This window comes from Bacteroidales bacterium, from assembly GCA_014860585.1.
GTDB lineage: Bacteria > Bacteroidota > Bacteroidia > Bacteroidales > 4484-276 > RZYY01.
In genome coordinates, this window is sequence record JACZJL010000068.1 from 67347 (window position 1) to 93041 (window position 25695).

Annotated in this window: 28 protein-coding genes; 18 read left to right on the plus strand and 10 right to left on the minus strand. The window is 43.2% G+C overall.

Annotation, left to right across the window (positions count from 1 at the left end; genetic code table 11):
• Window positions 1-57: 57 nt before the first annotated feature.
• On the minus strand, window positions 58-723 hold the full coding sequence (locus IH598_07500) for a CPBP family intramembrane metalloprotease (protein MBE0638347.1): 666 nt from the start codon (window positions 721-723) through the stop codon (window positions 58-60).
• Window positions 720-1679 (minus strand): 1,4-dihydroxy-2-naphthoate octaprenyltransferase, encoded by a 960-nt coding sequence (gene menA, locus IH598_07505; GenBank protein ID MBE0638348.1) that lies wholly within the window; start codon window positions 1677-1679, stop codon window positions 720-722. The genes IH598_07500 and menA overlap by 4 nt, the downstream gene beginning before the upstream one ends.
• Window positions 1680-1976: 297 nt before the next feature.
• Here menA and IH598_07510 point away from each other — a divergent pair, with 297 nt between their 5' ends.
• From IH598_07510 to IH598_07530, 5 genes are all read left to right on the plus strand, one after another.
• Entirely contained in the window at window positions 1977-3374 is a 1398-nt protein-coding gene (locus IH598_07510) for a tryptophanase (protein MBE0638349.1), read from the plus strand.
• 101 nt (window positions 3375-3475) lie between these two features.
• A complete protein-coding gene (locus IH598_07515) occupies window positions 3476-3931 on the plus strand; it encodes a GAF domain-containing protein (GenBank protein MBE0638350.1) in 456 nt (151 codons plus the stop codon).
• 20 nt (window positions 3932-3951) lie between these two features.
• Complete coding sequence (locus tag IH598_07520) at window positions 3952-4518, plus strand: manganese efflux pump (protein ID MBE0638351.1); 567 nt, start codon at window positions 3952-3954, stop codon at window positions 4516-4518.
• Window positions 4519-4528: 10 nt separating this feature from the next.
• Window positions 4529-5599, plus strand: coding sequence for an endonuclease (locus IH598_07525; protein ID MBE0638352.1), 1071 nt, complete (start codon window positions 4529-4531; stop codon window positions 5597-5599).
• 44 nt (window positions 5600-5643) lie between these two features.
• Window positions 5644-6093: a 6-carboxytetrahydropterin synthase gene (locus IH598_07530; protein MBE0638353.1), complete on the plus strand. Its 450-nt coding sequence runs from the start codon at window positions 5644-5646 to the stop codon at window positions 6091-6093.
• A gap of 38 nt (window positions 6094-6131) precedes the next feature.
• On the opposite strand, the gene IH598_07535 is transcribed toward IH598_07530, so the two are convergent.
• The 4 genes from IH598_07535 to IH598_07550 all read right to left on the minus strand — a co-directional run bounded on the left by IH598_07535 (window position 6132) and on the right by IH598_07550 (window position 9860).
• Complete coding sequence (locus IH598_07535; protein MBE0638354.1) at window positions 6132-6599, minus strand: SPOR domain-containing protein; 468 nt, start codon at window positions 6597-6599, stop codon at window positions 6132-6134.
• Window positions 6600-6605: 6 nt separating this feature from the next.
• Window positions 6606-7448: a universal stress protein gene (locus IH598_07540; GenBank protein ID MBE0638355.1), complete on the minus strand. Its 843-nt coding sequence runs from the start codon at window positions 7446-7448 to the stop codon at window positions 6606-6608.
• A 372-nt stretch (window positions 7449-7820) separates the two neighbouring features.
• On the minus strand, window positions 7821-9218 hold the full coding sequence (locus tag IH598_07545) for a flotillin family protein (protein MBE0638356.1): 1398 nt from the start codon (window positions 9216-9218) through the stop codon (window positions 7821-7823).
• A gap of 30 nt (window positions 9219-9248) precedes the next feature.
• Entirely contained in the window at window positions 9249-9860 is a 612-nt protein-coding gene (locus IH598_07550; GenBank protein ID MBE0638357.1) for an NfeD family protein, read from the minus strand.
• Window positions 9861-10204: 344 nt separating this feature from the next.
• Here IH598_07550 and ruvB point away from each other — a divergent pair, with 344 nt between their 5' ends.
• The gene (ruvB, locus tag IH598_07555) at window positions 10205-11230 is read left to right on the plus strand and encodes a Holliday junction branch migration DNA helicase RuvB (GenBank protein ID MBE0638358.1); all 1026 of its coding nucleotides are present in this window, start codon (window positions 10205-10207) and stop codon (window positions 11228-11230) included.
• A gap of 110 nt (window positions 11231-11340) precedes the next feature.
• Here the strand turns inward: ruvB and IH598_07560 are convergent, their stop codons facing one another.
• Window positions 11341-11697 (minus strand): hypothetical protein, encoded by a 357-nt coding sequence (locus tag IH598_07560; protein MBE0638359.1) that lies wholly within the window; start codon window positions 11695-11697, stop codon window positions 11341-11343.
• A 146-nt stretch (window positions 11698-11843) separates the two neighbouring features.
• Here IH598_07560 and IH598_07565 point away from each other — a divergent pair, with 146 nt between their 5' ends.
• The 8 genes from IH598_07565 (at window position 11844) to IH598_07600 (ending at window position 20664) form a co-directional block, all read left to right on the plus strand.
• Window positions 11844-13148, plus strand: coding sequence for a HAMP domain-containing histidine kinase (locus IH598_07565; GenBank protein MBE0638360.1), 1305 nt, complete (start codon window positions 11844-11846; stop codon window positions 13146-13148).
• Entirely contained in the window at window positions 13132-13857 is a 726-nt protein-coding gene (locus IH598_07570) for a response regulator transcription factor (GenBank protein MBE0638361.1), read from the plus strand. The genes IH598_07565 and IH598_07570 overlap by 17 nt, the downstream gene beginning before the upstream one ends.
• A 24-nt stretch (window positions 13858-13881) precedes the next feature.
• Window positions 13882-15066 (plus strand): acyloxyacyl hydrolase, encoded by a 1185-nt coding sequence (locus IH598_07575; GenBank protein MBE0638362.1) that lies wholly within the window; start codon window positions 13882-13884, stop codon window positions 15064-15066.
• A 97-nt stretch (window positions 15067-15163) separates the two neighbouring features.
• On the plus strand, window positions 15164-15775 hold the full coding sequence (udk, locus tag IH598_07580; protein ID MBE0638363.1) for a uridine kinase: 612 nt from the start codon (window positions 15164-15166) through the stop codon (window positions 15773-15775).
• 21 nt (window positions 15776-15796) lie between these two features.
• The gene (locus IH598_07585; protein ID MBE0638364.1) at window positions 15797-16297 is read left to right on the plus strand and encodes a GNAT family N-acetyltransferase; all 501 of its coding nucleotides are present in this window, start codon (window positions 15797-15799) and stop codon (window positions 16295-16297) included.
• A 413-nt stretch (window positions 16298-16710) separates the two neighbouring features.
• Window positions 16711-19155 carry a hypothetical protein gene (locus IH598_07590; protein ID MBE0638365.1) on the plus strand — a complete coding sequence of 815 codons (2445 nt, stop codon included), beginning with the start codon at window positions 16711-16713 and terminating at the stop codon, window positions 19153-19155.
• 13 nt (window positions 19156-19168) lie between these two features.
• Window positions 19169-19411 carry a hypothetical protein gene (locus IH598_07595; protein MBE0638366.1) on the plus strand — a complete coding sequence of 81 codons (243 nt, stop codon included), beginning with the start codon at window positions 19169-19171 and terminating at the stop codon, window positions 19409-19411.
• Between the two features lie 407 nt (window positions 19412-19818).
• On the plus strand, window positions 19819-20664 hold the full coding sequence (locus IH598_07600; protein ID MBE0638367.1) for a hypothetical protein: 846 nt from the start codon (window positions 19819-19821) through the stop codon (window positions 20662-20664).
• Window positions 20665-20800: 136 nt separating this feature from the next.
• Here IH598_07600 and IH598_07605 read toward each other — a convergent pair whose 3' ends face one another.
• The 3 genes from IH598_07605 to IH598_07615 form a co-directional block, all read right to left on the minus strand.
• The gene (locus IH598_07605) at window positions 20801-21880 is read right to left on the minus strand and encodes an LptF/LptG family permease (GenBank protein MBE0638368.1); all 1080 of its coding nucleotides are present in this window, start codon (window positions 21878-21880) and stop codon (window positions 20801-20803) included.
• 42 nt (window positions 21881-21922) lie between these two features.
• Window positions 21923-23053 (minus strand): tRNA guanosine(34) transglycosylase Tgt, encoded by a 1131-nt coding sequence (gene tgt, locus IH598_07610; GenBank protein ID MBE0638369.1) that lies wholly within the window; start codon window positions 23051-23053, stop codon window positions 21923-21925.
• Window positions 23054-23128: 75 nt separating this feature from the next.
• A complete protein-coding gene (locus IH598_07615) occupies window positions 23129-23581 on the minus strand; it encodes a D-tyrosyl-tRNA(Tyr) deacylase (protein ID MBE0638370.1) in 453 nt (150 codons plus the stop codon).
• A 68-nt stretch (window positions 23582-23649) separates the two neighbouring features.
• On the opposite strand from IH598_07615, the gene IH598_07620 reads away from it, so the two are divergent.
• The 4 genes from IH598_07620 (at window position 23650) to IH598_07635 (ending at window position 25642) form a co-directional block, all read left to right on the plus strand.
• Window positions 23650-24363 (plus strand): pyridoxine 5'-phosphate synthase, encoded by a 714-nt coding sequence (locus tag IH598_07620; protein MBE0638371.1) that lies wholly within the window; start codon window positions 23650-23652, stop codon window positions 24361-24363.
• 217 nt (window positions 24364-24580) lie between these two features.
• Complete coding sequence (locus IH598_07625; GenBank protein ID MBE0638372.1) at window positions 24581-25030, plus strand: hypothetical protein; 450 nt, start codon at window positions 24581-24583, stop codon at window positions 25028-25030.
• Entirely contained in the window at window positions 25027-25362 is a 336-nt protein-coding gene (locus IH598_07630) for a DUF1475 family protein (GenBank protein MBE0638373.1), read from the plus strand. Before IH598_07625 ends, IH598_07630 begins: the two co-directional genes overlap by 4 nt.
• Before the next feature lie 13 nt (window positions 25363-25375).
• Window positions 25376-25642 carry a hypothetical protein gene (locus tag IH598_07635; GenBank protein MBE0638374.1) on the plus strand — a complete coding sequence of 89 codons (267 nt, stop codon included), beginning with the start codon at window positions 25376-25378 and terminating at the stop codon, window positions 25640-25642.
• Window positions 25643-25695: the final 53 nt, after the last annotated feature.

The window sequence follows — 25695 nt, forward strand, 5'->3', positions numbered from 1 at the left end:
TTCTATTCGCAACTCATTATGAAATTCGCTCTTTCATAAAAGTTAATAAACAGTAGATCAATTGAAAGGCAAGACAATAAAAACCAGGATATCCCAAACGGTGTGGCTTACGATATTTATGATCATTGAATGGTGTTTTTTGTAAAGCCAACCCCAGAAGAGCCCGCAGGTGAGAGCGGCGAGTACCAACACCAGGTTTCCGGTAAAAAGATGAACAGCGGTGTAAAGAAACGTTGCCACTAAAAATCCGGGATTTACCCCGAAATTCATTTGCAATCTTCGCTGCAGGAATCCTCGCCAGAAAAGCTCCTCGCCAGGGCCAATAATAACCAACATCAAAATTACGATCCGCCAATCCGGAGCTTCCTGTTTGAACCCATAAACCTGGTTAATCCCTTCGCCGGCACTATCAAGAACAATACGGAGTGCAATATTCCCTAAGTAAAAGACAACAAACAACAGCGCGGCAAAGGCAAGCCCCATCAGCATTTTTTTTAGCGGGGAAGTCTTAAAATCAAATTGTAGAAGCCTCAGGTTTTCATTATCCAATAAGAAAACGATAGAGAGGATGACTACAAGATTTGTACTCATCCAATACCAAAAATCAAATGCCCCGGCCTGCCTGATAACAAACATAACCGAGAACATCACCACCGCAAGCAGGGTAATGATCAAAGTCAGCCGATCATTTAGGCGGTGATTGATATCGGGACTTGGGATCATAACAGATACCGGATCACCGATTCGACGAGGAGAGCGCCCGTACTCAGTAATCCGAACACAAGGTTGTATTGAGCTGTGGCGCCATCGAGGGCAATAAAATCAATGGGATTTTTGGGTTGTTTGCGATTAAGTGCTTTTTGCCAGAGCTTAAGTGCCATGGGCAACGAGAGCAGCACAAGTACAAAGCTGAAGGGCATAAAAGGGAATTCGGGAATCAAAAAGAAGGGCACCAAAATGAGTGCTAAAACCATGAAAAAGGGTCCAAAGATCAGGAATCCATAATACCTTAGCGACGCTTTATCACCAAGCAATGAAGCAATGGTGAAAATATGTCCTTCCTGGTCGCTGGCAATATCGCGCCAGTTGTTGGCATGAAGAATGGCAATTACGAGGGTGGCGATTGGAACGGCCCATAGTACCGGAATCCATGAAAACGTGGCGGTTTGAACATACCAGGCGCCCAAAGCGCCAAGAATACCAAAGTTCAGGAAAACCGCCAGGTCGCCCAATGCACGATATTTCAAAGCAAACTTACCCCCGATAGTATAAAAGATTCCAATCAATAAACCGGGGACTCCAATAAGCAGCAACAGCGGACCGACAACCCATGCGAGGTAAAGACCGATCATTGTACCAATAGTCAAAAGAACAATTGCAGCTTTCATGGCTTCGCCTGTGGTTATTATTTTTCTCACAACACCACCGCTGACAGGATTCGGGAATTTATCAAAACCATTTTTGAAATCATAAATGTCGTTCAATATGTTGGCCCCGGAGTGCAGCATGACCACTGCAAAAAATGCAAGGGCAAAATTTCCGAAACTAAAGCTGGTTCCGCCATAAACGTAAGCCAGTAATGAGCCGAATATTACTGGCATGGTGGAAGCAGGTAACGAAAACGGCCGGATGCTGATCCACCACTTCTTTGTAAAACTTAAACTCACTTCGTTATTCATTATTAATCAGTTGTTTTAAATTATTTTGCAAGATTAGTCATAATAACAATAAAGAGGTTTCGGGGTTTAAATTTTTACCTAATTTTCTTTCGTTCAAACAAATCTTTTTACTTTTGCCACGTCAATTAATCAACATGGATTCATACAGGTTATTCTCCATCCTTAGCAGGCGCAACTACCTCAACATCAAAAGAAGAGACGCCTTCCTTTCTTAATTTCTTCGGCTTTGACCGAAGACTCCCAGCCATTTTTTCTTACTCATTTTTTTTATTTCCAAAATTTTAAAAATTTATTTTTATGGAACTACCTTTTGCTGAATCCTATAAAATGAAAATGGTGGAAACCATCAGAAAGAGCACCAGGGAAGAGCGTGAAACATGGATCAAAGCTGCCAGATATAACCTTTTCAATCTTAAAAGTGAACAAGTTTTTATTGACTTACTGACCGACTCTGGTACCGGCGCCATGAGTGACAAACAGTGGTCGGAGATGATGCTCGGCGATGAAAGCTATGCCGGAGCTTCTTCATATTACAAAATGAAAAATGCCATTAAAGACATCCTCGGGTTCGACTACTTTTTACCAACTCACCAGGGCAGAGCCGCTGAGAACGTACTTTTTTCAGCCTTGATCAAAGCGGGTGATATTGTCCCCGGAAATTCGCACTTCGATACAACCAAAGGTCATATTGAATTCAGGAAAGCCACTGCTGTTGATTGCACTATTGATGAGGCTTTTGATACTACAATTTACCATCCGTTCAAAGGCAACATCGACCTTGAAAAGATGGAACATGTGCTAAAAACAAATCCTATCGGACGCATTCCTTTGATTATTGTAACGGTGACCTGCAACAGTTCGGGAGGACAACCGGTTTCGATGCAAAATATGCGCGAGGTTTATGCCATGGCGAAGAAATACGGCGTTCCTGTGTTTTTTGATTCAGCCCGCTTTACCGAAAACGCCTATTTCATCAAACTGCGCGAACCCGGGTATTCCGGCAAATCAATAAGGGAGATTGTCCGTGAAATGTACAGTTTTGCTGACGGGATGACCATGAGCAGCAAGAAAGACGCCATTGTCAACATGGGTGGTTTTATCGGATTCAGGGATGAGGCACTCTGGAAAAAAGCACAGACGTTCAATATCATGTTCGAAGGTTTTATCACTTATGGCGGTATGTCAGGACGCGATATGAATGCACTTGCTCAGGGGCTTTACGAAGGAACCGAGTTTGATTATCTGGACACACGCATTAAACAGGTAGCCTATCTTGGTAAAAGACTAACCGATTTTGGCATTCCGGTTCAACTCCCTTATGGCGGTCATGCCATTTTTGTAGATGCCAAACGATTTCTTCCTAACCTTCCCATAGAACAGTTTGCGGCACAGACGCTTGCTATCGAGCTTTATCTAGAAGGGGGTGTTCGTGGTGTAGAAATAGGCGCCATCCTGGCTGACCGCGACCCTGTGACCCGCAAAAACCGCTATCCGGACCTGGAACTGCTGCGCCTGGCCATTCCAAGAAGGGTTTATACCAATAATCACATGGATTACATAGCTGTTGCATTGGCAAATGTTTGGGAACGACGTCATGATATCCGGACCGGTGTAAAAATCGTTTCTGAAGCCCCAATAATGCGACATTTCACGGTGGAACTTGAACGCGTGGAAGTGCCGGTAATGAGTGTGTAGAAGGGTTGGAAATGATGTCGTGATTGTTATTGTTGCTTCGTAAAAGACAACAATGACAACATTTTATACTTTTGCCACAAAATTTTCTATCTTAGATTTTTATGGATAAAAATAATAAAGAAGGGCGCTACTCGAGAATTTACGCGCAATTGCAGGATCTGCTCAAAGCAACTCAAAATATAGATGCACGGATGGCAACGGTTGTCGCTGTGCTTCACCATAAAATAGACTATTTTTTCTGGACCGGATTCTATTGTCTAGACCATGGAGAATTAACTGTTAAAACCTACCAGGGACCGGTAGCCTGCCAGGTACTGAAAAAAGATACCGGCGTTTGTTGGGCCGGGATGCATAGCAACAAAACCATTGTGGTTCAGAACGTGCATGATTTTCCCGGACATATTGCCTGCGATTCCCGGTCGAACTCCGAAATTGTAGTCCCAATCAGGATGAAATCAGGAGAGGTGTTTGGCGTACTTGATGTTGACAGCAAAGACCTCAGCGCTTTCGATGAAACAGATGCCCTCTGGCTTGAAAAAATCGTCGGGTTGATTTGACCTCATTCAATTTAAACAAAGTGCTACACTACTTCCTAACGCTTATCCTCTTATTGGCAATATCAACAGAAGTATTTGCCGTTGTCTTTCTGAATGGTTTTATCAGGGAGATGAAAACTGCCAGGCAGATATCTGCAGCTTTAATCATTTCCTTTATCAATGCTTTAATGGGTTTGCTGGGTTTTTTCACCGGCCTTGGCCTGAACCTGCTGCTCGAAAATCTCACCGAATGGTTATCCGTGGTTATCATCCTGATGCTTGGATTGAAAATTATGATCAAATCGTTTAAACCCAAGTTTCATGAAATGACATGGGAATTACAAAGATTTACCTTAATTGCAGTTTTTTCAGCGGCAACCGGAATCAATTCCTACCTGGCAGGTATTGCGATATCCTCGTTCAAAGTGACCGGACTATCAGTTTTCATTTTAATTTTGTCCGCTTATTTTCTGGCAGCGGCACTGGGAATGATGCTGGGGAAAATTAGTAAAAATTTCTTTGTTGCTTCCCGTTCCGGAATCGCTGCAGGTGTTATTTTAATTGGAATATCGGTAATTTATTCATTATTTTTGTTTGGCATTATTTAATCGAAAAAGTATGAAAAAGACAATTCTGTTGTTGAGTTTTATTGGGCTTGGATTCGGAATCTATGCTCAAATTCCGAATGGTTATTATGACTCAGCACTTGGACTCAACAGCAATGAACTTCAGGAGGCATTGCACCTGATAATTAAGGACCATAATGCCTCCACATACAGTGATCTTTGGGATCATTTCCAGCAGACCGATAAAAAAACCAACGGTAAAGTCTGGGACATTTACTCAGACGTTCCGGGTGGGACCCCCCCCTATCAATTCACTTTTATAACCGATCAATGCGGGAACTACTCACAGGAAGGGGATTGTTATAACCGCGAGCACTCATTCCCAAGCAGTTGGTTTGGTGGGAATGTTTATCCTATGTATTCTGATTTGAATCACATCTATCCAACGGATGGCTGGGTAAACAACAAGCGGAGCAATTATCCGTATGGCGAAGTCGGGAGCGCATCATGGACATCGATGAATGGCTCAAAACTTGGCAACAGCAATGTTGCCGGTTATTCCGGGGTTGTTTTTGAACCCATTGATACCTACAAAGGCGACCTGGCCAGAATGCACTTTTATATGGCGACAAGATATCTGGGAGAAGATGGTAACTGGCCTGGAAGTGAATCCGTTAATGGTTCTCAAATGAAAGATTGGACACTTACGATGCTTTACGAATGGCATCAAAATGACCCTGTAAGTCAGAAAGAGATCAGCAGGAACAATGCCATTTACCAGATCCAGAACAACCGAAACCCATTTATTGACCATCCTGAATTTGTTGACCTGATCTGGTTTTACACTACAATTGACAACGAAAAACAGCATCTTACCCCTGAATTTGCTATTTTCCCCAATCCGGCAGATGATTTTATCAATGTGAAAGCCAATGGTTTTGTTACAGATTTAATCTATAACATCACGATCACCGACCAAACAGGAAGGCTGATCATTCAGGAGAACGCAAACGGAGAAACCATTAAAACGCTTGATGTCTCCGGGCTGCCTCAAGGATTTTACTTATTGAATATCAGCGAAATTAATAACCAATCAGTCAGAAGCTACAAATTGGTAAAATGACCAAAGGAGTCATTGATAAATATCTAAACATTAAGACAAAAACAGTGGCAAAAATCAGGATTACAAAAGCATACAAGTTCGACATGGCACACGCGCTGCCAGGTCACGACGGGCTTTGCAAGAATATACACGGTCACTCTTACGAGCTGCTTGTGACGCTTATCGGCGAACCCATTTCTGAGCCGGAGTCACCAAAAAATGGGATGGTGATCGATTTCAAAGATCTGAAGCGAATTATCAAGGATTTGATCGTGGATGAACTGGATCATTCCCTGATTCTTCGGAAGGATACACCATCTAACCTTCTTAAGGAGATGCAGGCTCACTATAGCCGTATAATTCTGGTGGATTACCAACCTACAAGTGAAAATATGATCCTTGATTTTGCCCATCGGATTAGGAAAGAATTGCCGGAGGAGGTGAAACTTCATCATCTCAAGCTTTGGGAAACGGTAACCTCTTACACCGAATGGTATGCTGAAGATAATGAATAAGGGGTTTTAAAAAGAATGTCGGATTGAATCAACTAACCTTAGTCAATCCTGGGAAAATTGATTTTGTCTTTTATCACAAAAGCATTTGGATAATCGCGGATGATCTTTTGGAGATACCCTTCTGCATCAAGCCTGGTTCTGAAATCTCCCACCCTCACCCGGTAATAGGGTTCACTGAATGAGACGTAAGCAGTATCACCCGGGTAAAGCATCTGGTATCTTCTTGCCGCCTGGTTGGCTTTGCTCAATGACTGATTTCCTGCTTCAAAAAAGATGTGTATCCTATACCCGTCAATACCGTCAAGTTGTTGATTGTATTCGAGGTGTCGCTTTAAAATTGTATCTATCCTGCTGTCCTGATGAATAATCACTTTACCATTGCCGGACTGATCGTGCTCAGGATCATGCCTTTGGTAGAGGTAATCCTGTGCAGCAAGGGTTTGCATGCCAATGAGCAGGATTATACCAGGTATTTTCAGGGCAAGCTTCATCAGGAATTGAATCACGAAAGATTAAATGGTTTTGTTAGCATCCGAAATGTGAACACTTAACACCGGGATTGGCGAATGATTGACGATTTGCTGTGCATTAGGGCCTATGATTCCGCTACTGTGATTGTCGTCCTGTTCGGTCATTATCGAAATCAGGTCAGCATCTATGCCTATGGCGTAATCAATCACGGCTTTTGTTGCATTTTGGGTTTGAAAATGTTCACGGGTGTAGTTAACGTTTTCTTTTTCAAAGTATTTTATTGCCTTATCAGCAAAGTTCTCCACCCGTTTATGCATGGTTTTCAGATTTGTTGAGTAGATGGTTACCAGGTGTACTTCGGCTCCTGTATGTTTGGCTATGCAAGCAGTAGTATGGAGTTTTCCAAGCGTATTGGTTGAATTATCAATCGGCATAACGATTTTTTGAATAGTGTCTTTGAACAAAAATCCATTTCTGACCGTGATTACCGGGCAAAGTGCATGTGCTACAATCCGGTTGGCATTGCTCCCGATCCAATATTCTTCAAAACCGGACACACCGTGTGAACCGGTGATAATAAGGTCTGCTTTTTTTGCCTGGGCAAACCCAACAACCTCGCTGTATATTTTCCCTTTGCGCAATTTGTAATCAAGTTTGCCGCCGGTAAATTCGTGTTTAAACTGCTCAACCAATTCACTGAACCTGCGTACCACCTCACTTCGGTAATTCTCCACCGTTACTGAATAGATTGATTCGGGATCCGCGGTTTTATCAACCCAAACCATGATGATGTTGGATTTTGCCCTGTTGGCAATCTTTATTGCATACTCCAAAGCGTGTATGGAACCGCCCGAGAAGTCTACTGCTACGACAATATTTTTCATGATGCTGCTGTAATAGGTCCTAAACTCTGCTTATTTTTCAAGTGGCTAAATTATAGATTTTTCATGAATTAGTAATTGTAAAAAAACGACGGTCATTTGATTGTCGACAGCTTGTATTTTATATCCTGATAGGATATAATTGTTGGAAAACCAGCACTCCCTTTGGCCATCAGCATCCTACTCCGCAGCAGTCTCCGAAGGAGCCAATCAAACCTATGGCCATTTAAGTTTCCGAAATAATCATTCAGGCCGAAAGACCATTTGCAGGAGGATGGGGTAATCGCTTTTTCAACAATAGACGTTTTCCTGCAAGAACGAAATAAAAATTACTTCATCATTAGCCGACTCCCTTCCAGTCTTAACCAGCAAACATCAATCTTTCATTTCTTTTTCATCGACAATTTTCCCGTCTTCGTTCAGTTTTTTGCCTTTGAGATATTCCGGCAACTCCATTCCTGCCATTTTAAAAATGTCGTCTAAAGGAGGTATTGATTTTAACATCCCTGATAGAAAATTGGCGGTTGTGGGAGTAGCTCCTTCGGATGAATTGGAATCCCAAACGGTGATTTTATCAATTTTCAGGTTTTTGATGGCTTCCACCTGGGTTTTAACAATTTCGGGAAGTTTGTCAGCGATCATCAGCAAGACGGCATCGCGGGAATTTTGCTGGGCCGCTTCGACCAACCTTGAAAAACCTTCGGCCTGCTTGGTAAGCACTTCGTAGATCCCTTTTCCTTCAGCTTGTTTTTTCATAAACAAAGCATCAGCTTCACCTTTGGCAATGCGCCTTATTTGCTCTGCTTTCGCTTCGGCGTCGATTTCCACTTTCATTTTGTCGATTTCAGCCGGTACAACAATGTCGGCTGTTTTGGTGGATTTTTCTCTTGATGCCCTGACATCCTCAGCCTTTTTTTCAGCGTCATAAGCTTCTGCAAGTGCTTTTGCTAACTGTACTTTCTCGGCAGCAACCGCCAAACGCTCAGCTTCGGCTTCTTTTTCGCGTCGTAGGGCGTTGGAATTGGCAATGGCAATTTTGGCCAGGTTTTCACCTTCAACTGCTTTGGCATTGGCATCAGCCACTTTAATCCGTTCGTCCTGTTTTGCATTTGCCTCCCCAACCGAACCATCCCTGTTTTTTTCAGCGACTGTTTTCTTTGCATCATTAATGGCCTTGGCTGCGGCCTCTTTTCCCAATGCTTCGATGTACTCTGACTCATCACGAATATCAGTAACATTAACGTTGATCAGCTTCAAACCGATTTTTTGTAATTCAGCTTCAACATTTTGCGAAACATTGGCAAGAAACTTATCCCTGTCGGTGTTGATCTCTTCGATATCCATCGTTGCAACAACTAACCTCAGCTGGCCGAAAATGATGTCTTTTGCCAATTCCTGGATATGGCTCAAGGGTAATCCGAGCAGACGTTCGGCTGCATTGGTCATTATTCCTGGCTCTGTGGAAATACCAACCGTAAATCTCGATGGTACATCGATCCTGATGTTTTGGCGCGAAAGTGCCGCTGTAAGGTTAACTTCAAGCGAAATTGGTGTAAGATCGAGGAAAGCATAATTTTGAATTACCGGCCAGATGAAGGCAGCTCCGCCATGGATTGTTCGGGCAGAGCGTGTTGCCCCCGACAGTGTTTTTCCGGTTTTTCCGTAAATAACGAGGATTTTGTCTGACGGGCATCTTTTGTACCTTGAAAAGAGTGCCAGGATCGTCACAAAAATGATGACTACAAAAATGACAACCAGTAATAGTTCAGGCATGATGATTTGGATATAAAGTTAGAACGTATGTTAATTTTTCAATTTTTCCACCACCAGGATATTTCCGCTTTCAATGCCAGTTACGCGAACAACCGTTCCGGTGGGTAAATCCTGGTCAAGATGGGTAACAGCATTCATCTCACGGTTAGAATCCTGCACTGTGATCTGTATTTTCCCGATATTTCCCGAGTTGGCCCTGATAGGTAGATAAACGTTTCCTATTTGATTGATAGCATTTCGTATATCGAGGTTCCCACTGTCAGTCATACGGCTGATAAAATAAAACAACGTCGAGATGATCAGCATGATGAGCAAACCACAGGCAATGCCGAAAATTACTACCATTACGTCGGAGAAATTATTTTGAATCCCTACAATACCTGCCCAGCCGAATACAGCAAAAAAAGCCACAAAATTGCGGAACGTAAAAACCGAAAAGCCGGAATGATCCGCACCAGCGTGGCTGTGATCAATATCTGATGTGCCAACGTCGTCCGGCAAATCACCTCCAACATCAGACGAACCACCGTCAAGTCCAATAAAGGTTAGTACAATCTGTATGATCAGGATTACTGAGAAGGGGATGGCAATGTACCAGAATACCCTCTCAAATGTTGTTAATGCATCCCACCAGTCTTGCATAATGAAGTATTTTTCAGGTTAAAATAATGGTGTAAAGGTAAAAAAAAACGGGGAAACCATGTTTTATTCAAATTAATTTCTTTTTAGCTTTCAGAAAAAACTGAAGTTGGTTTTCAACATGAAAAGTTTTCTGGCAGATTCTAATAAATGTAATTCGGGTTTAGCAGGACATTGGTTATCCTGTATCTATGATTACCATGAGTGTTAGAAGTGATCATTCAGGCCCTGAAAATATTGGGCTAAACCAAATCAGGCCGGGATGAGTTGAAAAACCCGGGGCAACCACCAATCTTACTTTTCAAGGTAAGAGGATTTTTTTACTTTTGTCAAAATTTAGTATTTACATGAAGAATACAAATCTGGATGCTTCCGGTACCCATCTGTCAGCCGGTGAAAAAGAAATCGAAAAAGTATTGCGTCCGGCTCATTTTGATGGTTTTGCAGGTCAACTGCAGGTAGTCGAAAACCTGAAGGTCTTTGTTCAGGCAGCCAGACAGCGGGGTGAAGCCCTTGATCATGTATTGCTGCATGGACCTCCGGGGCTTGGTAAAACAACCCTTTCGCACATCATTGCCAACGAACTGAATGTGGGGATAAAAATCTCCTCCGGCCCGGTTCTCGACAAACCCGGCGACCTAGCCGGCCTGCTCACAAATCTTGAAAAAGACGACGTTCTTTTTATTGACGAAATCCATCGCCTGAGTCCTTTGGTGGAGGAATATTTATACTCTGCCATGGAAGATTACAAGATCGACATCATGATCGAAACCGGGCCTAACGCCCGCAGCGTACAGATTACATTAAATCCATTCACACTTATTGGCGCTACCACACGGTCGGGATTGCTCACAGCCCCGCTTAGGTCAAGGTTTGGCATTAATCTCAGGCTTGCCTACTACGATGCTGAGACTCTTACCGGAATTGTTAAACGGTCTGCAGGAATTCTAAGGGTTGAAATTACCGAAGATGCGGCCGCTGAAATCGCCCGTCGCAGTCGCGGAACACCGCGTATCGCCAATCTTTTACTGCGCCGGGTTCGCGATTTTGCTCAGATTAAAAGCGATGGAACCATCAAAATGCCTATCGCACAGGTAGCGCTTGCTGCGCTGAATGTGGATAAACACGGACTGGATGAAATGGACAACAAAATCCTCTCGGTGATCATCGACAAATTTGGAGGAGGACCTGTTGGATTAACTACTATTGCAACTGCCGTAGGAGAAGACCCGGGCACTATCGAAGAAGTATATGAGCCGTTCCTGATCATGGAAGGTTACCTGATGCGCACTCCCCGCGGACGTGAAGCCACTGAAATCGCTTACCGGCACCTCGGGAAAGTTAAAAATTCTGACCAGGGCAGGTTGTTTTAGTTATAGCTCTTTGAGAATAGCAATTCAATGGACTTGCCTGCTAGCAAAAAAAACCCCGCCGGGCGGCGGGGCCAAAAAAATGAAATGAAAAAATTACCTCTCTCTCTAACTTATTTTTTATCACTGTCTTTATCTACTGCTTTTTCTTTGCTGCAGCATGCGGCTTTTCCGGCGTCGGCTGAAGCTTTTGATTTATCGCAGCATGCGGCTTTTTCGCCAGTTGCTGATTTGCTTGCGCATGAGGTTTTATCACAACTTGCTGAAGAGGCGCATTTTGATGCTTTAGCATCTTTAGCTTTTTCCTCTTTTTTTGGCTCATCATCATTAATGCTTGCAAATGCAGTGGCATCGTCGGTAATGAAAGCTAATTCTGTTGTAGCGGCATTAACCTGTTGGATTTTGCTTACTGTTACAAACGCTGTCCCGAGGAAAAAAGCCAAACTCAATACTAAGACTATTCTCTTCATAAATTTAAAGTGTTTAAGATTTTCAATTAAATGTTGACGCTGCAAAGATAGACTCGTGGAACCCTGCAATTGTTAACAAGCTGTTAAATACTGTTAATGAAATGTTAAAAATGCAATTCTACCGGATATCTCCGTAATTTTGAACAATGAAAGGAAAGAAGCTTATTACTGTTATCATCCTCACATCCATTGCATTAATGGGTGTAATCGCTACTCAATCCTTCTGGGTAACAAATGCCATTAAATTAAGGTATGAGTTGCTCGATCAGAACATTGTTGTTGGTATGAAGCGGGTAATCAACCAAATCATGCTATTACAAAGCACAACAAACACCAAACATGATTGCCCAAAATTGTCAGAAACGGTCTCGGATCACAAGCATTTTATTCAAACCCTTGATCCTGCTTTGGTGGATTCGATGATAGCTATTGAGTTCCGAAACACAAATCCGGGTCAGTCATTGTTCTATGGTATATACGAAATTGAAACCAAAGAATTTGTGCTTTGCAATTGTAAAGACCTTGAATCTGATATTCTTGCATCGCCCTACCAATCTCCGATATCATGCATTTATCAGGACGATCAGTTTATGCTCTCGGTTTTGTTTCCTTCACAAAAACGGTTTATTCTTAACCAGATGCAGGGTAATATCATTTTATCGGCATTGTTTACCTTTGTCATCATCCTGGGCTTTTGGTTTGTAATTACTTCGTTGTTAAAGCAAAAGAAACTTTCGGAGATGAAAAATGATTTTGTCAACAACATGACGCACGAGTTAAAAACACCGATTGCTACTATTTCGGTGGCCAGCGAGATGCTGATGAACGATAACATTCGGAATACTCCGGAAAAAATCCTCCAATATGCCCGGATCATTCATGATGAGAACAACAGGCTCAGAGACCAGGTGGATCATGTGCTGCAAGTAGCCAAACTTGAGCGAAGCGATTTTCATCTTAAGCTGAAAGAGGTAGACGCACACGAGATAATAACCCAGGTGATCAGCAAATTTGAACTGACCATAACAAATCTTGGCGGAAGTATTCAGGCACGATTAAATGCAGCCAACATGATAATTTTGGCAGACAGGAACCATTTTACCAATGCGTTGCAGAATCTGGTTGACAACGCAATTAAATACTCAGCCGAAAAACCTCAGATCCTAATTTCAACACGAAGCAATAACCAGGGAGTTAGTATTGTTGTAGAAGATAAAGGCATCGGTATAGAGCCTCAGAACCTGGAAAAAATATTCTTGCAATTTCACCGTATTTCTACAGGGGATGTGCATGACGTAAAAGGATTTGGCATCGGTTTGTATTATGTGAAAAAGATTGTTGAAGCGCATGGAGGCTCCATTCATGTCACCAGTAATCCAGGTAAAGGCAGTGCGTTTACAATGTTTTTACCTTTTAAAGATGAGTTAACAAAAAATGAAAAAACAGATTGAAGATCAACATCCCATCTCCATCCTGATTGCGGAAGATGATATGAATCTGGGATTTGTATTAAAAGATTTCCTTTCGCTACAAGGATTCGACGCGGTGTTGTGCCGTGATGGAATCGAAGCCATTGAAACTTTTAGAAAAAAGTTTTTCAATCTTTGTGTGCTCGATGTAATGATGCCAAAATTGGATGGGTTTGCCGTTGCAAAGGAAATAAGGGACATCAACCCTGATGTTCCCATTATATTCTTAACAGCCAAATCTTTACAGGAAGACCTGATCAAGGGATTCAAGATAGGTTGCGATGATTACATCACCAAGCCTTTCAGCACAGATGAGCTGAATCTCAGGATAAAAGCAGTGATGAAGCGCTGCAGTAACCTGGCCGCTCCGAGCCTATTGGGGTACCAGGTAGTGATGATTGGATCGGTAGAATTTGACATGGGCAACCTGACACTAAAAGTAAAGGATGAAAAGAAGATATTAACCCGAAAAGAAGGGGAATTGCTCAAACTCCTTTATGACAATAAAAATAAAATAGTGAAAAGAGAAATTGCCACTGGTGAAATTTGGAAAAATAGCACCTATTTTTCGGGGCGCAGCATGGATGTATTTATTACCAGGCTTCGAAAGTACCTCTCATCCGATCCCGCAATATCAATAATTAATGTACACGGAAGCGGTTTCAAACTCATCATCGAAGAGGAGGATTAAAAACCAAAATAAACACCATGGCTTATGACCATCTTTAACCGGCTGGCCAAAGTTATTCAACCATCCCGAAATAATTTTCTAAGGAAAATCGGAACAAAACATCAATCAGGAATTCTTACCAGGTGGCTGTTGTTATTGTTTTTTTCTGAATTACCGGCTTCTCCCCTTTTTTCTGCCGGTCAGGATTCCACCACTTACCCATTTTCACTGGGGATCCGACCACAATACGGTTTTATCATTATCCATTCGAAAGATATTGTGCCGGTGAAAAACTCTTATCCTTTTGGCCTGAGTCTTGAAATGAGCTGGCATTTGAACTCAAAGAAAGCATTCGAACAGTGTCTTTGCTTTCCCAGAATCGGGATTTCCAGTACTTTATGGGATTACGACAACACTGACATACTCGGGAGAGGTATCAACTCGATCTTTTTCATTGAGCCGTTTTATGGCATAAATAATAAGGTAAGCTTTTCGTTCAGGGCCGGCGCCGGCCTTGCTTACGCCAACAAACCGTATGACGAAATCACCAATCCCCAAAACCTCTCTTACAGCACCCGCTTCAGTTTTGCACTGCTGGTTGCCGCAAACATGAATTTCCGGCTTTCAAAAAAGATGATGCTCAGTATTTCTGCCAACTACAACCATATTTCAAACGGCGGAATGAAGCAACCGAATAAAGGGATTAACTACCCCACTGCCGGTATCGGGGTTGATTATTATCTCAGGAAACCCTCATTCGAAAAATTTCCCCGGACCGATTGGCGCCAACAATCCCGAAAAAGAGACAGGTTTTTAATTTCAGCTTTTGGAACCACCCGTGATGTAGAAATTGACGGTGAAGAAAAAACATACCCGGCAGGCGGGTTCAACCTGAGGTTCAGTCGCCAGGTTTCGAGAGTCAATGCCGTTGGAGGTGGCCTTGAGGTGATGGCCGATTGGAGTATAAAAGCGAAAGTTGAGGAAACCGGACAAAGTACTGACTATTTCTTGGCCGGACTTTTATTGGGAAATGACTTTCTCCTGGGTCAATTTCTTTTCGGACAGCAGTTTGGTGTTTATGTTTATCATCCACACGTCAACAACGCAGACTTTTTTCAACGCTATTTCCTCGACTATTTTTTCACGAAAAACATTTCAGGCGGAATTGGACTGAAAGCGCACGGACATGTGGCCGATTTTCTTGATTTCAGGATTGGATTTGTTTTTTGAGAAAGAGCCTGATGCACAAAATATTTATCCTCTTCCTGTTTCTTTATGCCATTGTTTCAGATTTAAAATTAATTTTGAAGCAAAAAATCAAAAGCGTATGTTTATCATCGGTATAGCAGGGGGCTCAGGATCGGGAAAAACCACTGTAGTTAAGAACATCATGCATGGACTTCCAAAAAACTCAGTGGCTGTCATTTCACAGGATTCCTATTACAAAGACAATGGGCATTTGTCGGATGAAGATAAAAAGCGGATCAACTTTGACCACCCGGCATCAATTGAGTTTGAACTGCTCAACAAACATATCGATAAACTGATCCAGGGGGAATCCATTCAGCGCCCCATCTATTCCTATGTTACCTGCGCCCGCTCAACCGAAACCGTGACCATACATCCTACCAAGGTGATCATTGTTGAAGGCATTCTGATTCTGACCAACGCGCGCCTGCGGAACAAATTCAACGTGAAGATTTTTGTAGATGCCGACACGGACGACCGCCTGATGCGCATCATCCGGCGCGACCTGATCGAGCGCGGCCGTTCAATCCAGGATGTACTGCAGCATTACGAGGCTTTTGTTAAACCCATGCACCTTCAGTTTATTGAGCCTACCAAGCGTTACGCCGACATCATTGTGCCTCAGGGTGGCGCCAACAGCGTGGCAATTGATATCCTCACTTCGAGGATCAAAATGAAACTTGGAGAATAAATGTAATGAATAAAACCGGCTATGATCATTAAAGGCTTTCACGATTTTGAAACCAGCGAGTTATATGCCATCTTCCGCCATATTTACATCACTTCCGAATTTATGAGTGATGATTTTGACCGTAAATTCCACACTGTCCATCAATTCCACAACCATTACCACGAAATACTCCGGCAACCCGGCGCTTTCCTGCTGGTCGCCATGATGGATGAAAAACCTGCCGGATACCTTGTACTTGAGCCCAATCCGGCAACTAAATTAGCCCATACTGCTTGGCTCAATATGGGCATTGTTGATCATTTTCGCCGGCAGGGTATCGGTATCCGGCTGGTCGAAGGGGCCATCAAACGGATGGCAGATGAAAAAAAGATCGAGATCATCTACCTCATGGTGCGGAAGGACAATACCGCAGCCCTGCAACTTTACAAAAAAACAGGCTTCGACATCGTTGCACAGCTTGAAAAAGACACCAAAATTGGATATGATTATTACGACGGGATAATGATGCGGAGGTTTGTGTGATTGTTATAACCGTACCCCCTATTCTGAATGAACTACACTATTATTCATAGCCATGCATCTCAAACCTATTGGCACTAGGCAATTAACAAATACCACACCTGGAACATTTTACGATTTTCCAGTAATAATTAACAAAAAACCGGGAGATATACCATCTCTAACACTGGCAGGGTTGGAAGACACAGACAGGGTTTGATTTAAATAAACCTATCAAAATGTGCAAAGCACATAAAAGGGTATGTTGTGGTATCAGAGTTCTGATTTGACTTGACTTTTAGTGATTTCAAAAGCCTGTTAATCAAAACGATTTAAGATTATTTAAATAAAAATAATCAGTGTACTTTTTCATTACAATGTATTATTGCACTTTTTTACTGATTAACCATAAACTGTTTTTTTAATATCAATTACTTATGAAAATACATGTACTTTTATTGTTAATGCTCGTTTTAAGTTATTCGCTTGAAGCTCAAACTTCCTGGACAGGTTCCAAAGACACCAACTGGCATGATTCTGATAATTGGACATCAGGTGTACCGACAGCCACTGTAAGTGCGGTAATTGTTGATCAGACCAATGATCCGGTAATAAGTGCACCTGCAGTAGCAAAGGATATTACTGTGCAGAGTTTTGCCCATTTAACTGTAGCTTCCACTGGATCTCTTACCATAAATTCATCGGAGAGCCTATCAACCCATTTCCTCAACAATGGTACAGTTGAGAATAATGGTGCTATCGTTATTGATGCAACTGGAAGTAATTCAAGTTATGGACTTCACAACGTCGGAACTTTTTACAACAGTCTGGCAGGAACTATTCATATTGATAATTCATCATGGAGTGCAATTTACAATCATTCTACAGGAATCTTTCACAATGCAGCAAGCATAACATTTGGAGCCAATGCAAGTGTGGGCAGTAATGGGTTATATAACAATGGCACCTTTAACAACAACCCGGGAGGCACATTAAACATTGATAATTCAACCACAAACGGAATTTACAACGAGACGTATTCGAGTCCGGGTACGATTAACAATTATGCGGTAATTATTATCGGCGCAAGTGCAGGCGTGGGAAGTAACGGTATTCTTAATATATTCGGTGCAACCTTCAATAATGTTGGTTGTGAGGCACGGATCAACATCATCTCGAACAGCAAGATCAACAATACTTTTTATACCTTTACAAATTCCGGTACCATCATCGAAAACTCTACAGATAACAGCAGCATCAGCAGCAATACCGGGTTGATACAAAATCTTAACGGAGGCACATTCACCGTTGGCAGCGGTAATGCCGCTGTTACCACCGCCGGGCACATCTGGAAAGGATGCACCGACGCTGACTGGGGAACAACAACCAACTGGCACACCGGCACACTTCCTGCAGATGTAAATGATGTCATTGTTCCCGACGTGAGCATTGACCCTGTAATTGCTTCAGGAGCTGTAATTACGGTCAGTAATCTGACAGTTGAATCCAATGCGGGCCTGACCATATCGCCAAATGCCAGACTCACCGTTACCAATACACTGATGAACAAGGCCGGAACCAGCGGATTGGTCATCGGGAGCGATGCAACCGGCGCCGGATCATTGATTCATCATTCTTCAGGTGTTCAGGCAACAGCCAAACGACATATTCCAGGCTGGAGCGACGCTTACCACGGGTGGCATTTTCTCAGTAGTCCGGTTGCAGATCAACTCATCGATGCTTTCCATTTAGCCGGGTCGGGCAACGATTTCTATAAATGGAATGAAACTGCCGGTGAATGGATCAACAGAACCGCATCAGGAGGCGGATTGAACGGCAGCTTTGAAACCAATTTTGCTTTAGGTACGGCTGCCTATCTTGTAGCCAATATGGCCACAAGTACACCTTCATTTGAAGGGAACCTTAATGTAGCTGATGTTAGCATTTCAGGGCTTAGTTCCACTGTAACCAGTAATTATAAAGGTTGGCATCTGCTGGGAAATCCTTTCAGTTCGGCAATCAAATTTAACCAGGGGAGCTGGAATAAGACCAACATTGGGACATATGCTCAGGTGTGGGATGAAACCAATGCCAGCTACAAGGTTTTGGCAGGCAGCCAGATCATCCCCGCACACAATGGTTTCATGGTTTATACAAGTGGGAGCGGTTCACTCACCATTCCAGCCGATGCCCGTCTGCACAGCGACTCCTCCTGGTACAAGAATTCAGAGAGTGATCATGAAATCTTACTAATCGCACGTGACATTGAAGGAAACACCGCCCAGGAAACCACCATCAGTTTTGATCCAAATGCTACTGAAGGCTTCGACATGCTGCATGACAGCTATTTCATCGCTGGCTTTGCCCCACTGTTTTACAGCACAAGTCAAAACCAACTTTTTGCCCGGAACACTCTGACACAGTTTACAGATGAACTCACTCTCCAGATGGGATTCGTGAAAAACCAAAACAACAGTTTTGTCATCGAACTCGCAGAAAGTATTGCTGACCAAACGCTCTACCTGGTGGATTTGAAAACGAACAATGAACACAGGATTTCAGATTCACCATACTACTTCACCTCCTTGCCGGGCGATGATCCCAACCGCTTCCTCCTGAAGTTTGCCCCCGTTGGACTTGATGAGGTTTCAGCATCACCGGCATTCCAGGCCTGGATTTACAATAATTCCCTTTTTGTCAACTTTGATTCCGGCGTTACGCAGGTTGAGGTTTTTGATCTGATGGGGCGGAAACAATTACAAACACAAATCACAGGCACGGGACATCAAACTTTACCGCTCACCAGTTTCAAGGGGCTTTGCCTGATTCGTCTCAGTAACAATGGGAACACTCAAACCATCAAAGCAAACATTAATCTTTAATATCCAGGTATAAATGAAAAAGACACACATGTTTTTCAAAGCCATATATTTAGCAATATTTTTCTTTTTAGCCACTTCGCTTCCGGCACAAAACCCGCCTCCTCCTCCCCCCGGTGGAGGTCACGGACTACAGGGCAATCAGCCTCCCGGTGGTGGCGCACCAATCGGTAGTGGAATTTTTCTGCTTTTAGGCCTCGGACTTGCCTATGGAACCAAAAAAGCTTATCAATCAAACCAAAACGGTGATTTAGGCTAAATCCGGACAATTTGGTGGTTAACCAGAATTGATCAGTATCTGGGATTGAAAAGATAGATTCGGCTCAAACACCAGCCTGAGCCGAAAATGTATGTTTTTTATACCTCTTTCTTTACTCGCCAACCGGTCGTGAAAAATGACCAATCCAGGCCACGTTTCCATCGTCCTGCACGACAACCAGAGATGGCAAATGGCTGAATCGTTGAAAATCTGTTTTAGGGAGTTTTCTGGTGAAGACTTAATACTGAATTCCATTTTATGAAAGGGAGGAGCCAGTGATTGGGGGCAAAAAAGTAAAAACCCAAGATGTTAATAATTCATAAGTGACACCCAATTCATTGCTTTCCTTTCTCACTTTGATTTAATTTTACAACGATAATCATTTTCTCAAATAAACCGGAGGAGCTATGTTAAAAAAAGTCGAAGTAGTAGCAAATATTATTCTCGCATTTATTGGCTTGGTTGCAGGTATAGTTTTTTTCATTTATGAAATGAAGGAGTTGAGTGTAGTGTTTTTTGCCATTGCCATAGGAAGCATTCTTTATCAATTTTTAGGCGGCATTGGAGAGCAAAACACGGTAACATTCGGGTTCATAAAATTTGGCGGAGCGGCAGCCATATTGCTTGGATTTATGTATTTTCTAAAAGAAGTTGTCCTCGATCCCGTACCAAAAGATCTTTCCCTGAGCATAAACCCTGAGCAGGGATGGGTGCCGATAGATACTGAAACCGGAAAGATTAAAAAAATAACCATCTCCAACGGCAGCACCAAAGCTGTATTTCCCGACTCTGTTAATGAAATGCTTGCACAGGAACGGAAAAATCATGAATACCAATTATCCAGAATATCGCCATCAAAATTCTCTCTCGAGCTAAAAAGCAAACCAACCGATACCGTAGGATTTATTGACCTTAATAACTTTACAGAGACCGGGCTTTTCAATAAAGTTAAGATTGCCGAAGATTCAAGAGCTATTCAAATATTTACACTTTATCCTGATGACCCGACAAAAAACTCTTCCAAAAAAATTGAAACGATTGCTCTTCCCTTTGAAATCAAAGTTTTCGGTACATCAAGGTTCAGCATCGAGCCATTTATTGAAAACCAGGAAGTTGTAATAAAAACCAGCTGGATTATACCTTACGGAACCAACAATGTATACGCAGTCTTTTTGGAACAGGCCAACTCGACGGATTCTATAAAATTTTCAAAATGGCTGGTCGAAAAGCTAGCCTTGAAACTCGAAAAATAATCCATGCAATTTATTGGAAGTAAGAATTTACTTACATGAAAATTTCAGGCAAATTGCCATTGTTAACCCGAAAGTGTTTCTCAGCACAATAGACGGATAACCAACTGAAATTCATTTGTGTACTTTCAACCACCCCCTACTTTGGCGCCATCCTGATCATAAAGATACTGAGGAAGCCGTAGATGATGTTGGGAATCCAGACGGCAAGCATGGGGGGGACGCCGCCAACAGCTGCAAATACCTGGCTCACCTGCATGAACATAATGTAGGAGAAGGTGAGGGCGATGCCGACTCCGAGATGCATCCCGATGCCGCCGCGAATCTTGCGGCTGGAGAGGGAAACACCAATGAGGGTGAGGATCAGCGTGGAGAACGGAAACGCATAGCGGCGGTATTGCTCCACCTTGTATTCGCCGATTTTCGGAGAGCCGCGAAGGCGCTCTTTTTCGATGAAAGCACCCAATTCAAAATAGTCCATGGTTTTGATGTCGTCGCTGATGATGGTGAACTCCGATGGCAACAGGTTGATCAGGGTATCCATCTCCAGCCCTTTAACCAATAACTCGGTTGAATCGTTGAGATAACGGGCGTAATAATTGCTGATTTTCCATTTGCCGGTAGATGGCACCCACTCGAACCGATCAGAATTGAGCTTGTAAACCATGCTGCCATCCGTGTCGAACTGCTCCATCGAAAATTTCTGCCCTACATTGGTAAACGTGTTGTAGCTTTCCACATAAATAAAAACCCCCGGATTGATCTGCATGTGAATATTCATGGCTTCATTCCTGATCGGGTTTTTGATATAGGTTTTCTCGAATTCCCACATGGTTTTGTTGGTGTTGGGAATCAGAAAATTGGCCATGTAAAGCGACAAAATTCCGATGAAAGTTGCAGAAATGAAGTAGGGCCATAGAAATCTTTTAAAGCTAATCCCGCTGCTCAGAATGGCCACGATCTCCGTATTCTGTGCCATTTTAGAGGTAAAGAAAATGACCGCAATAAAGGTGAACAGGTAGCTGAACATGTTCACAAAAAAAGGGATGAAGTTCAGGTAATAATCAAAGACAATAGCCCGGAGTGGCGCCTCTTTTTCGAGAAAGTCGTCAATTTTTTCGGACAGGTCAAAAATGATGATCACCACCGACAGCAGGGCAATGGAGTAGAAAAAGGTACCCAGGAATTTCTTGATGATATAGATGTCGATGATTTTCATTGTGCTGTCCGATGGATAGTTAACTCAAAGGCGGTGTTAAAATTATAGACGGTTGCTCAATTTGGGGATCATCATAGTTTTCCACTCTAAAAAGCTGCCTTCAAGGATTTTCTCCCTTGCTGTTTTGACGAGCCAGAGGTAGAAAGCCACGTTGTGCAGGCTGGCGATCATTGGCGCCAGGTATTCGTTGGAAGCAAAAAGATGCCTCAGAAAGGCTTTAGAGTAGGCACTGTCAACGAATGATGTGCCGTTGGGGTCAATGGGGGAGAAATCGCTTTTCCATTTCTCATTTTTCATGTTCATAATGCCTTCAGAAGTGAACAGCATGGCATTGCGGCCATTGCGGGTGGGCATCACGCAGTCGAACATATCAATACCTAATGCAATGCTCTCCAGAATATTAACCGGAGTTCCAACACCCATCAGGTATCGGGGGCGATCAACGGGCAGGATTTTACATACCAGGTCTGTCATTTCGTACATCATTTCGGCCGGCTCGCCCACTGAGAGTCCGCCAATGGCATTTCCTTCAGCATTTTTTGAGGCAACAAATTCAGCAGAACGTTTCCTGAGATCGGCAAAGGTACTGCCCTGAACTATCGGGAAGAGCGACTGTTGGTAGCCATATTTTGGTGTGGTTTTCTCAAAATGGTCAATGCAGCGATCTAACCAGCGGTGGGTCATTTCCATGGATTTCCGGGCATAATCATACTCGCACGGCCAGGGCGTGCATTCGTCGAAAGCCATCATGATGTCAGCGCCGATGGTTCGCTGCACGTCCATGACGCTTTCAGGAGTAAACATGTGTTTTGAGCCGTCAATATGCGAGCGGAAATGTGCTCCTTCTTCGGTGATTTTTCGTTGTGCTGATAAAGAAAAAACCTGGTAACCGCCGCTGTCCGTCAATATTGGCTTGCTCCAGCCATTGAACCTGTGCAGTCCGCCGGCCTTTTCGATCACCTCCACACCCGGCCTGAGGTAAAGATGATAGGTATTCCCCAGAATGATCTCAGCGCCGGCATCATCACTCACATCCCTGAAATGAATGGCCTTCACCGTTCCTGCGGTGCCCACAGGCATAAAAATCGGTGTGTGAATGGTTCCATGGTCGGTCTGTATGATTCCTGCGCGGGCAGAACTTTGGTTGTCAGTCGCTTGAAGCTTAAATTCCATCAGTGTAAAAGTAAATAAAAACAGGTGGCAAAGATAGGGTTTTTGATCAGGGGTGGCTCGAAATAAGGATTTGGGTTACTCCTTGTTTTTTGTATCAATAACGATAGTAACCGGCCCGTCGTTTACCAGAGAAACCAGCATGTAAGCGCCAAACTCGCCGGTTTGAGAGGGTCTCCCCAAATCCCTCTCAAGTTGGATTTTGAATCTTTCGTAAAGCGGGATAGCGATTTCGGGGCGGGCTGCCTTGATGTAGGAAGGACGGTTTCCCTTTTTGGTGCTGGCGTGCAGTGTAAACTGGCTGATGAGCAATATTTCGCCATTGACCTCGCAAACCGAACGGTTCATCACCCCGTCGTCATCGTTAAAAATCCTGAGTCGCGAAATTTTCCCGCTCAGCCATTCGATGTCCGCATCATCATCGGCCTCCTCAATTCCCAAAAGAACCAAAAGACCCTGGCCGATTTTACCGGTAATTTTGTCTTCAATTTTAACTGATGCCTGTGTAACCCGCTGAATGACTGCCCTCATAGTTCGAATTTTAAGATAATTTACAGCGGCAAACTTAACAAATATTACCTTTGCCAAAAACAGAAATGATGACACGATTAAGCGTAAACATCAATAAAATAGCCACTTTGCGCAATGCCCGCGGTGGCAATATGCCGGATGTAATCAAAGCGGCCATGGATTGCGAGCGTTTTGGCGCCCAGGGAATCACCGTTCACCCACGCCCCGACGAGCGGCACATCCGCCGGCAGGATGTATTCGACCTGCGTCCGGTGGTGAAAACTGAATTTAATATCGAAGGCTATCCATCAAAAGAGTTTATCGACATGGTAATTCGTGCCAAACCCGAACAGGTTACGCTGGTTCCCGATCCACCGAATGTCCTGACTTCAAATGCCGGCTGGGACACCATCAAAAATGAAAGTTTCCTGATTGAGGTGATCGGGGAATTTCACCGGCACAAGATCAGAACCTCGATTTTTATCGAAACCGATGCACGGATGATCGAAAATGCAGCTAAAACTGGCACCGACAGGGTGGAACTTTACACGGAGAGCTATGCAACCAATTTTCCAAAAAACAGGGAAGAAGCCGTAAAACCTTTTGTTGAGGCCGCCAAAGTAGCTGCATCAGTGGGTTTGGGGTTAAATGCCGGCCATGATCTTAGTCTGGTAAACCTGAAGTATTTTGCCCGGAATATCCCCAATCTCCTCGAAGTTTCCATCGGCCATGCCCTCATCTGCGATGCGCTTTATTTAGGCCTGGAAAATACGATCCAGCTTTATCTTAATCAACTCAGGTAGTTGGTATCAAATGCTCGAATTGTCTTTTTAATCCTATGTGAATTCTATGTTTTCTATCTTTCTATGTGTTTCAAAATTCATAAAACTTCAATCCTTTCCAGTAGTAAAAGTCAGGTTAAAAAAACTTTCCAAACTGTACTTTGTTTAATAGACTGTCAAACGGATGTGATTTGTGTGAATCATGCAGTTGGCAAGGTAAAGGAGTTAATTCAAAAAAATGAGAATCAGATTAGTATCAGAGGTAAACAGGCCATTTGATTGGGTTTCGGGTCATTTCGACAAGGAGCTGTTTGTGTTTTTACTGCCTCCGCCGTTTGTTGCCCGTTTGATTCGGTATGACGGGTCTGACCCCGGAAACCTTGTTCATATCCGTTTTCTGCTTCCCTGGCGCTCCGACTGGATCAGTAAAATCATCAGTTCTAAGCGCAACACTGAAGCTTTTGAGTTTGTTGATATTGGCGAGAAGTTGCCTTTTGGTTTGAAAACCTGGAAGCATCAACACATAGTGAAGAAGCTGAATGAAAAGCAGTCGCAAATCATTGATGATATGAGTTTTTCGACCTGTTGCAAGATTTTTGATCTGCTCATTTATCCGGTACTTTACCTGGCCTTTTCCCCCCGTAAACAGCTATATAAAAGGTATTTTGAAAAAACTGAAGCACCATGAAAACAGCAAAAATATTAGCAATAACCGGGACGCTGGTCATGTGTTGCACACTGGTCTGGGGCTTTATTTACGGCGATTTCTGGTCCGAAGGCAGTGTGCTCACTTCCCTGGTCTGGGGGCGCGTCAGCCTGATTGACGTTTATGTCGGTTTCTCGATTGTTGGCGCCTGGGCTGCTTTCCGGGAGGTAAATTTTTGGAGATCAATAGCGTGGATTCTTGGATTTTTTATCCTGGGAAATTTTCTGGCCTGCCTTTACATCTGGATTCAGTTGGAACGGTCGGGCGGGAGCTGGACAAAATTTTGGTTTGGAAACAGAACAATTACGAATTAAAAATCAATTATAAATGGATATTTCAAGTTGGCGGGAAGTGGCCTACAACAATAAATTTGACAGCACGGTAAAATTCATTCACAACATGAAAAACAACGATCCCACTTTTACAATCAAAGAACTCGAAGGAATGCTACAGAGTGAGTACGATCGTGAAGGACTGGCCTGGGACGGGCGGGGCGAAGTCGTGGAAATTGCCATTCAGGCAACCATCGCCGCAATGCAACAGGAAATACTGAACTGGAGGAAAGAAATCTCAGCTAAGTTAGAATTGCCATGATGCTTCTATTAAAATCATCTGAAAAAAGCTGGAAGTCCCACAACCAATGCCCA

Excerpts from the sequence above, each read along its gene's own strand:
- ruvB (MBE0638358.1), top strand. The coding sequence starts at position 10,205 with ATGAAGAATACAAATCTGGATGCTTCCGGTACCCATCTGTCAGCCGGT.
- IH598_07545 (MBE0638356.1), bottom strand. The coding sequence starts at position 9,218 with ATGCCTGAACTATTACTGGTTGTCATTTTTGTAGTCATCATTTTTGTG.
- IH598_07620 (MBE0638371.1), top strand. The coding sequence starts at position 23,650 with ATGACACGATTAAGCGTAAACATCAATAAAATAGCCACTTTGCGCAAT.
- IH598_07560 (MBE0638359.1), bottom strand. The coding sequence starts at position 11,697 with ATGAAGAGAATAGTCTTAGTATTGAGTTTGGCTTTTTTCCTCGGGACA.
- IH598_07565 (MBE0638360.1), top strand. The coding sequence starts at position 11,844 with ATGAAAGGAAAGAAGCTTATTACTGTTATCATCCTCACATCCATTGCA.
- IH598_07625 (MBE0638372.1), top strand. The coding sequence starts at position 24,581 with ATGAGAATCAGATTAGTATCAGAGGTAAACAGGCCATTTGATTGGGTT.
- IH598_07635 (MBE0638374.1), top strand. The coding sequence starts at position 25,376 with ATGGATATTTCAAGTTGGCGGGAAGTGGCCTACAACAATAAATTTGAC.
- IH598_07500 (MBE0638347.1), bottom strand. The coding sequence starts at position 723 with ATGATCCCAAGTCCCGATATCAATCACCGCCTAAATGATCGGCTGACT.
- IH598_07550 (MBE0638357.1), bottom strand. The coding sequence starts at position 9,860 with ATGCAAGACTGGTGGGATGCATTAACAACATTTGAGAGGGTATTCTGG.
- IH598_07605 (MBE0638368.1), bottom strand. The coding sequence starts at position 21,880 with ATGAAAATCATCGACATCTATATCATCAAGAAATTCCTGGGTACCTTT.
- IH598_07570 (MBE0638361.1), top strand. The coding sequence starts at position 13,132 with ATGAAAAAACAGATTGAAGATCAACATCCCATCTCCATCCTGATTGCG.
- IH598_07630 (MBE0638373.1), top strand. The coding sequence starts at position 25,027 with ATGAAAACAGCAAAAATATTAGCAATAACCGGGACGCTGGTCATGTGT.
- menA (MBE0638348.1), bottom strand. The coding sequence starts at position 1,679 with ATGAATAACGAAGTGAGTTTAAGTTTTACAAAGAAGTGGTGGATCAGC.
- IH598_07590 (MBE0638365.1), top strand. The coding sequence starts at position 16,711 with ATGAAAATACATGTACTTTTATTGTTAATGCTCGTTTTAAGTTATTCG.
- udk (MBE0638363.1), top strand. The coding sequence starts at position 15,164 with ATGTTTATCATCGGTATAGCAGGGGGCTCAGGATCGGGAAAAACCACT.
- IH598_07595 (MBE0638366.1), top strand. The coding sequence starts at position 19,169 with ATGAAAAAGACACACATGTTTTTCAAAGCCATATATTTAGCAATATTT.
- IH598_07600 (MBE0638367.1), top strand. The coding sequence starts at position 19,819 with ATGTTAAAAAAAGTCGAAGTAGTAGCAAATATTATTCTCGCATTTATT.
- IH598_07510 (MBE0638349.1), top strand. The coding sequence starts at position 1,977 with ATGGAACTACCTTTTGCTGAATCCTATAAAATGAAAATGGTGGAAACC.
- IH598_07575 (MBE0638362.1), top strand. The coding sequence starts at position 13,882 with ATGACCATCTTTAACCGGCTGGCCAAAGTTATTCAACCATCCCGAAAT.
- IH598_07515 (MBE0638350.1), top strand. The coding sequence starts at position 3,476 with ATGGATAAAAATAATAAAGAAGGGCGCTACTCGAGAATTTACGCGCAA.
- IH598_07540 (MBE0638355.1), bottom strand. The coding sequence starts at position 7,448 with ATGAAAAATATTGTCGTAGCAGTAGACTTCTCGGGCGGTTCCATACAC.
- IH598_07525 (MBE0638352.1), top strand. The coding sequence starts at position 4,529 with ATGAAAAAGACAATTCTGTTGTTGAGTTTTATTGGGCTTGGATTCGGA.
- tgt (MBE0638369.1), bottom strand. The coding sequence starts at position 23,053 with ATGGAATTTAAGCTTCAAGCGACTGACAACCAAAGTTCTGCCCGCGCA.
- IH598_07585 (MBE0638364.1), top strand. The coding sequence starts at position 15,797 with ATGATCATTAAAGGCTTTCACGATTTTGAAACCAGCGAGTTATATGCC.
- IH598_07615 (MBE0638370.1), bottom strand. The coding sequence starts at position 23,581 with ATGAGGGCAGTCATTCAGCGGGTTACACAGGCATCAGTTAAAATTGAA.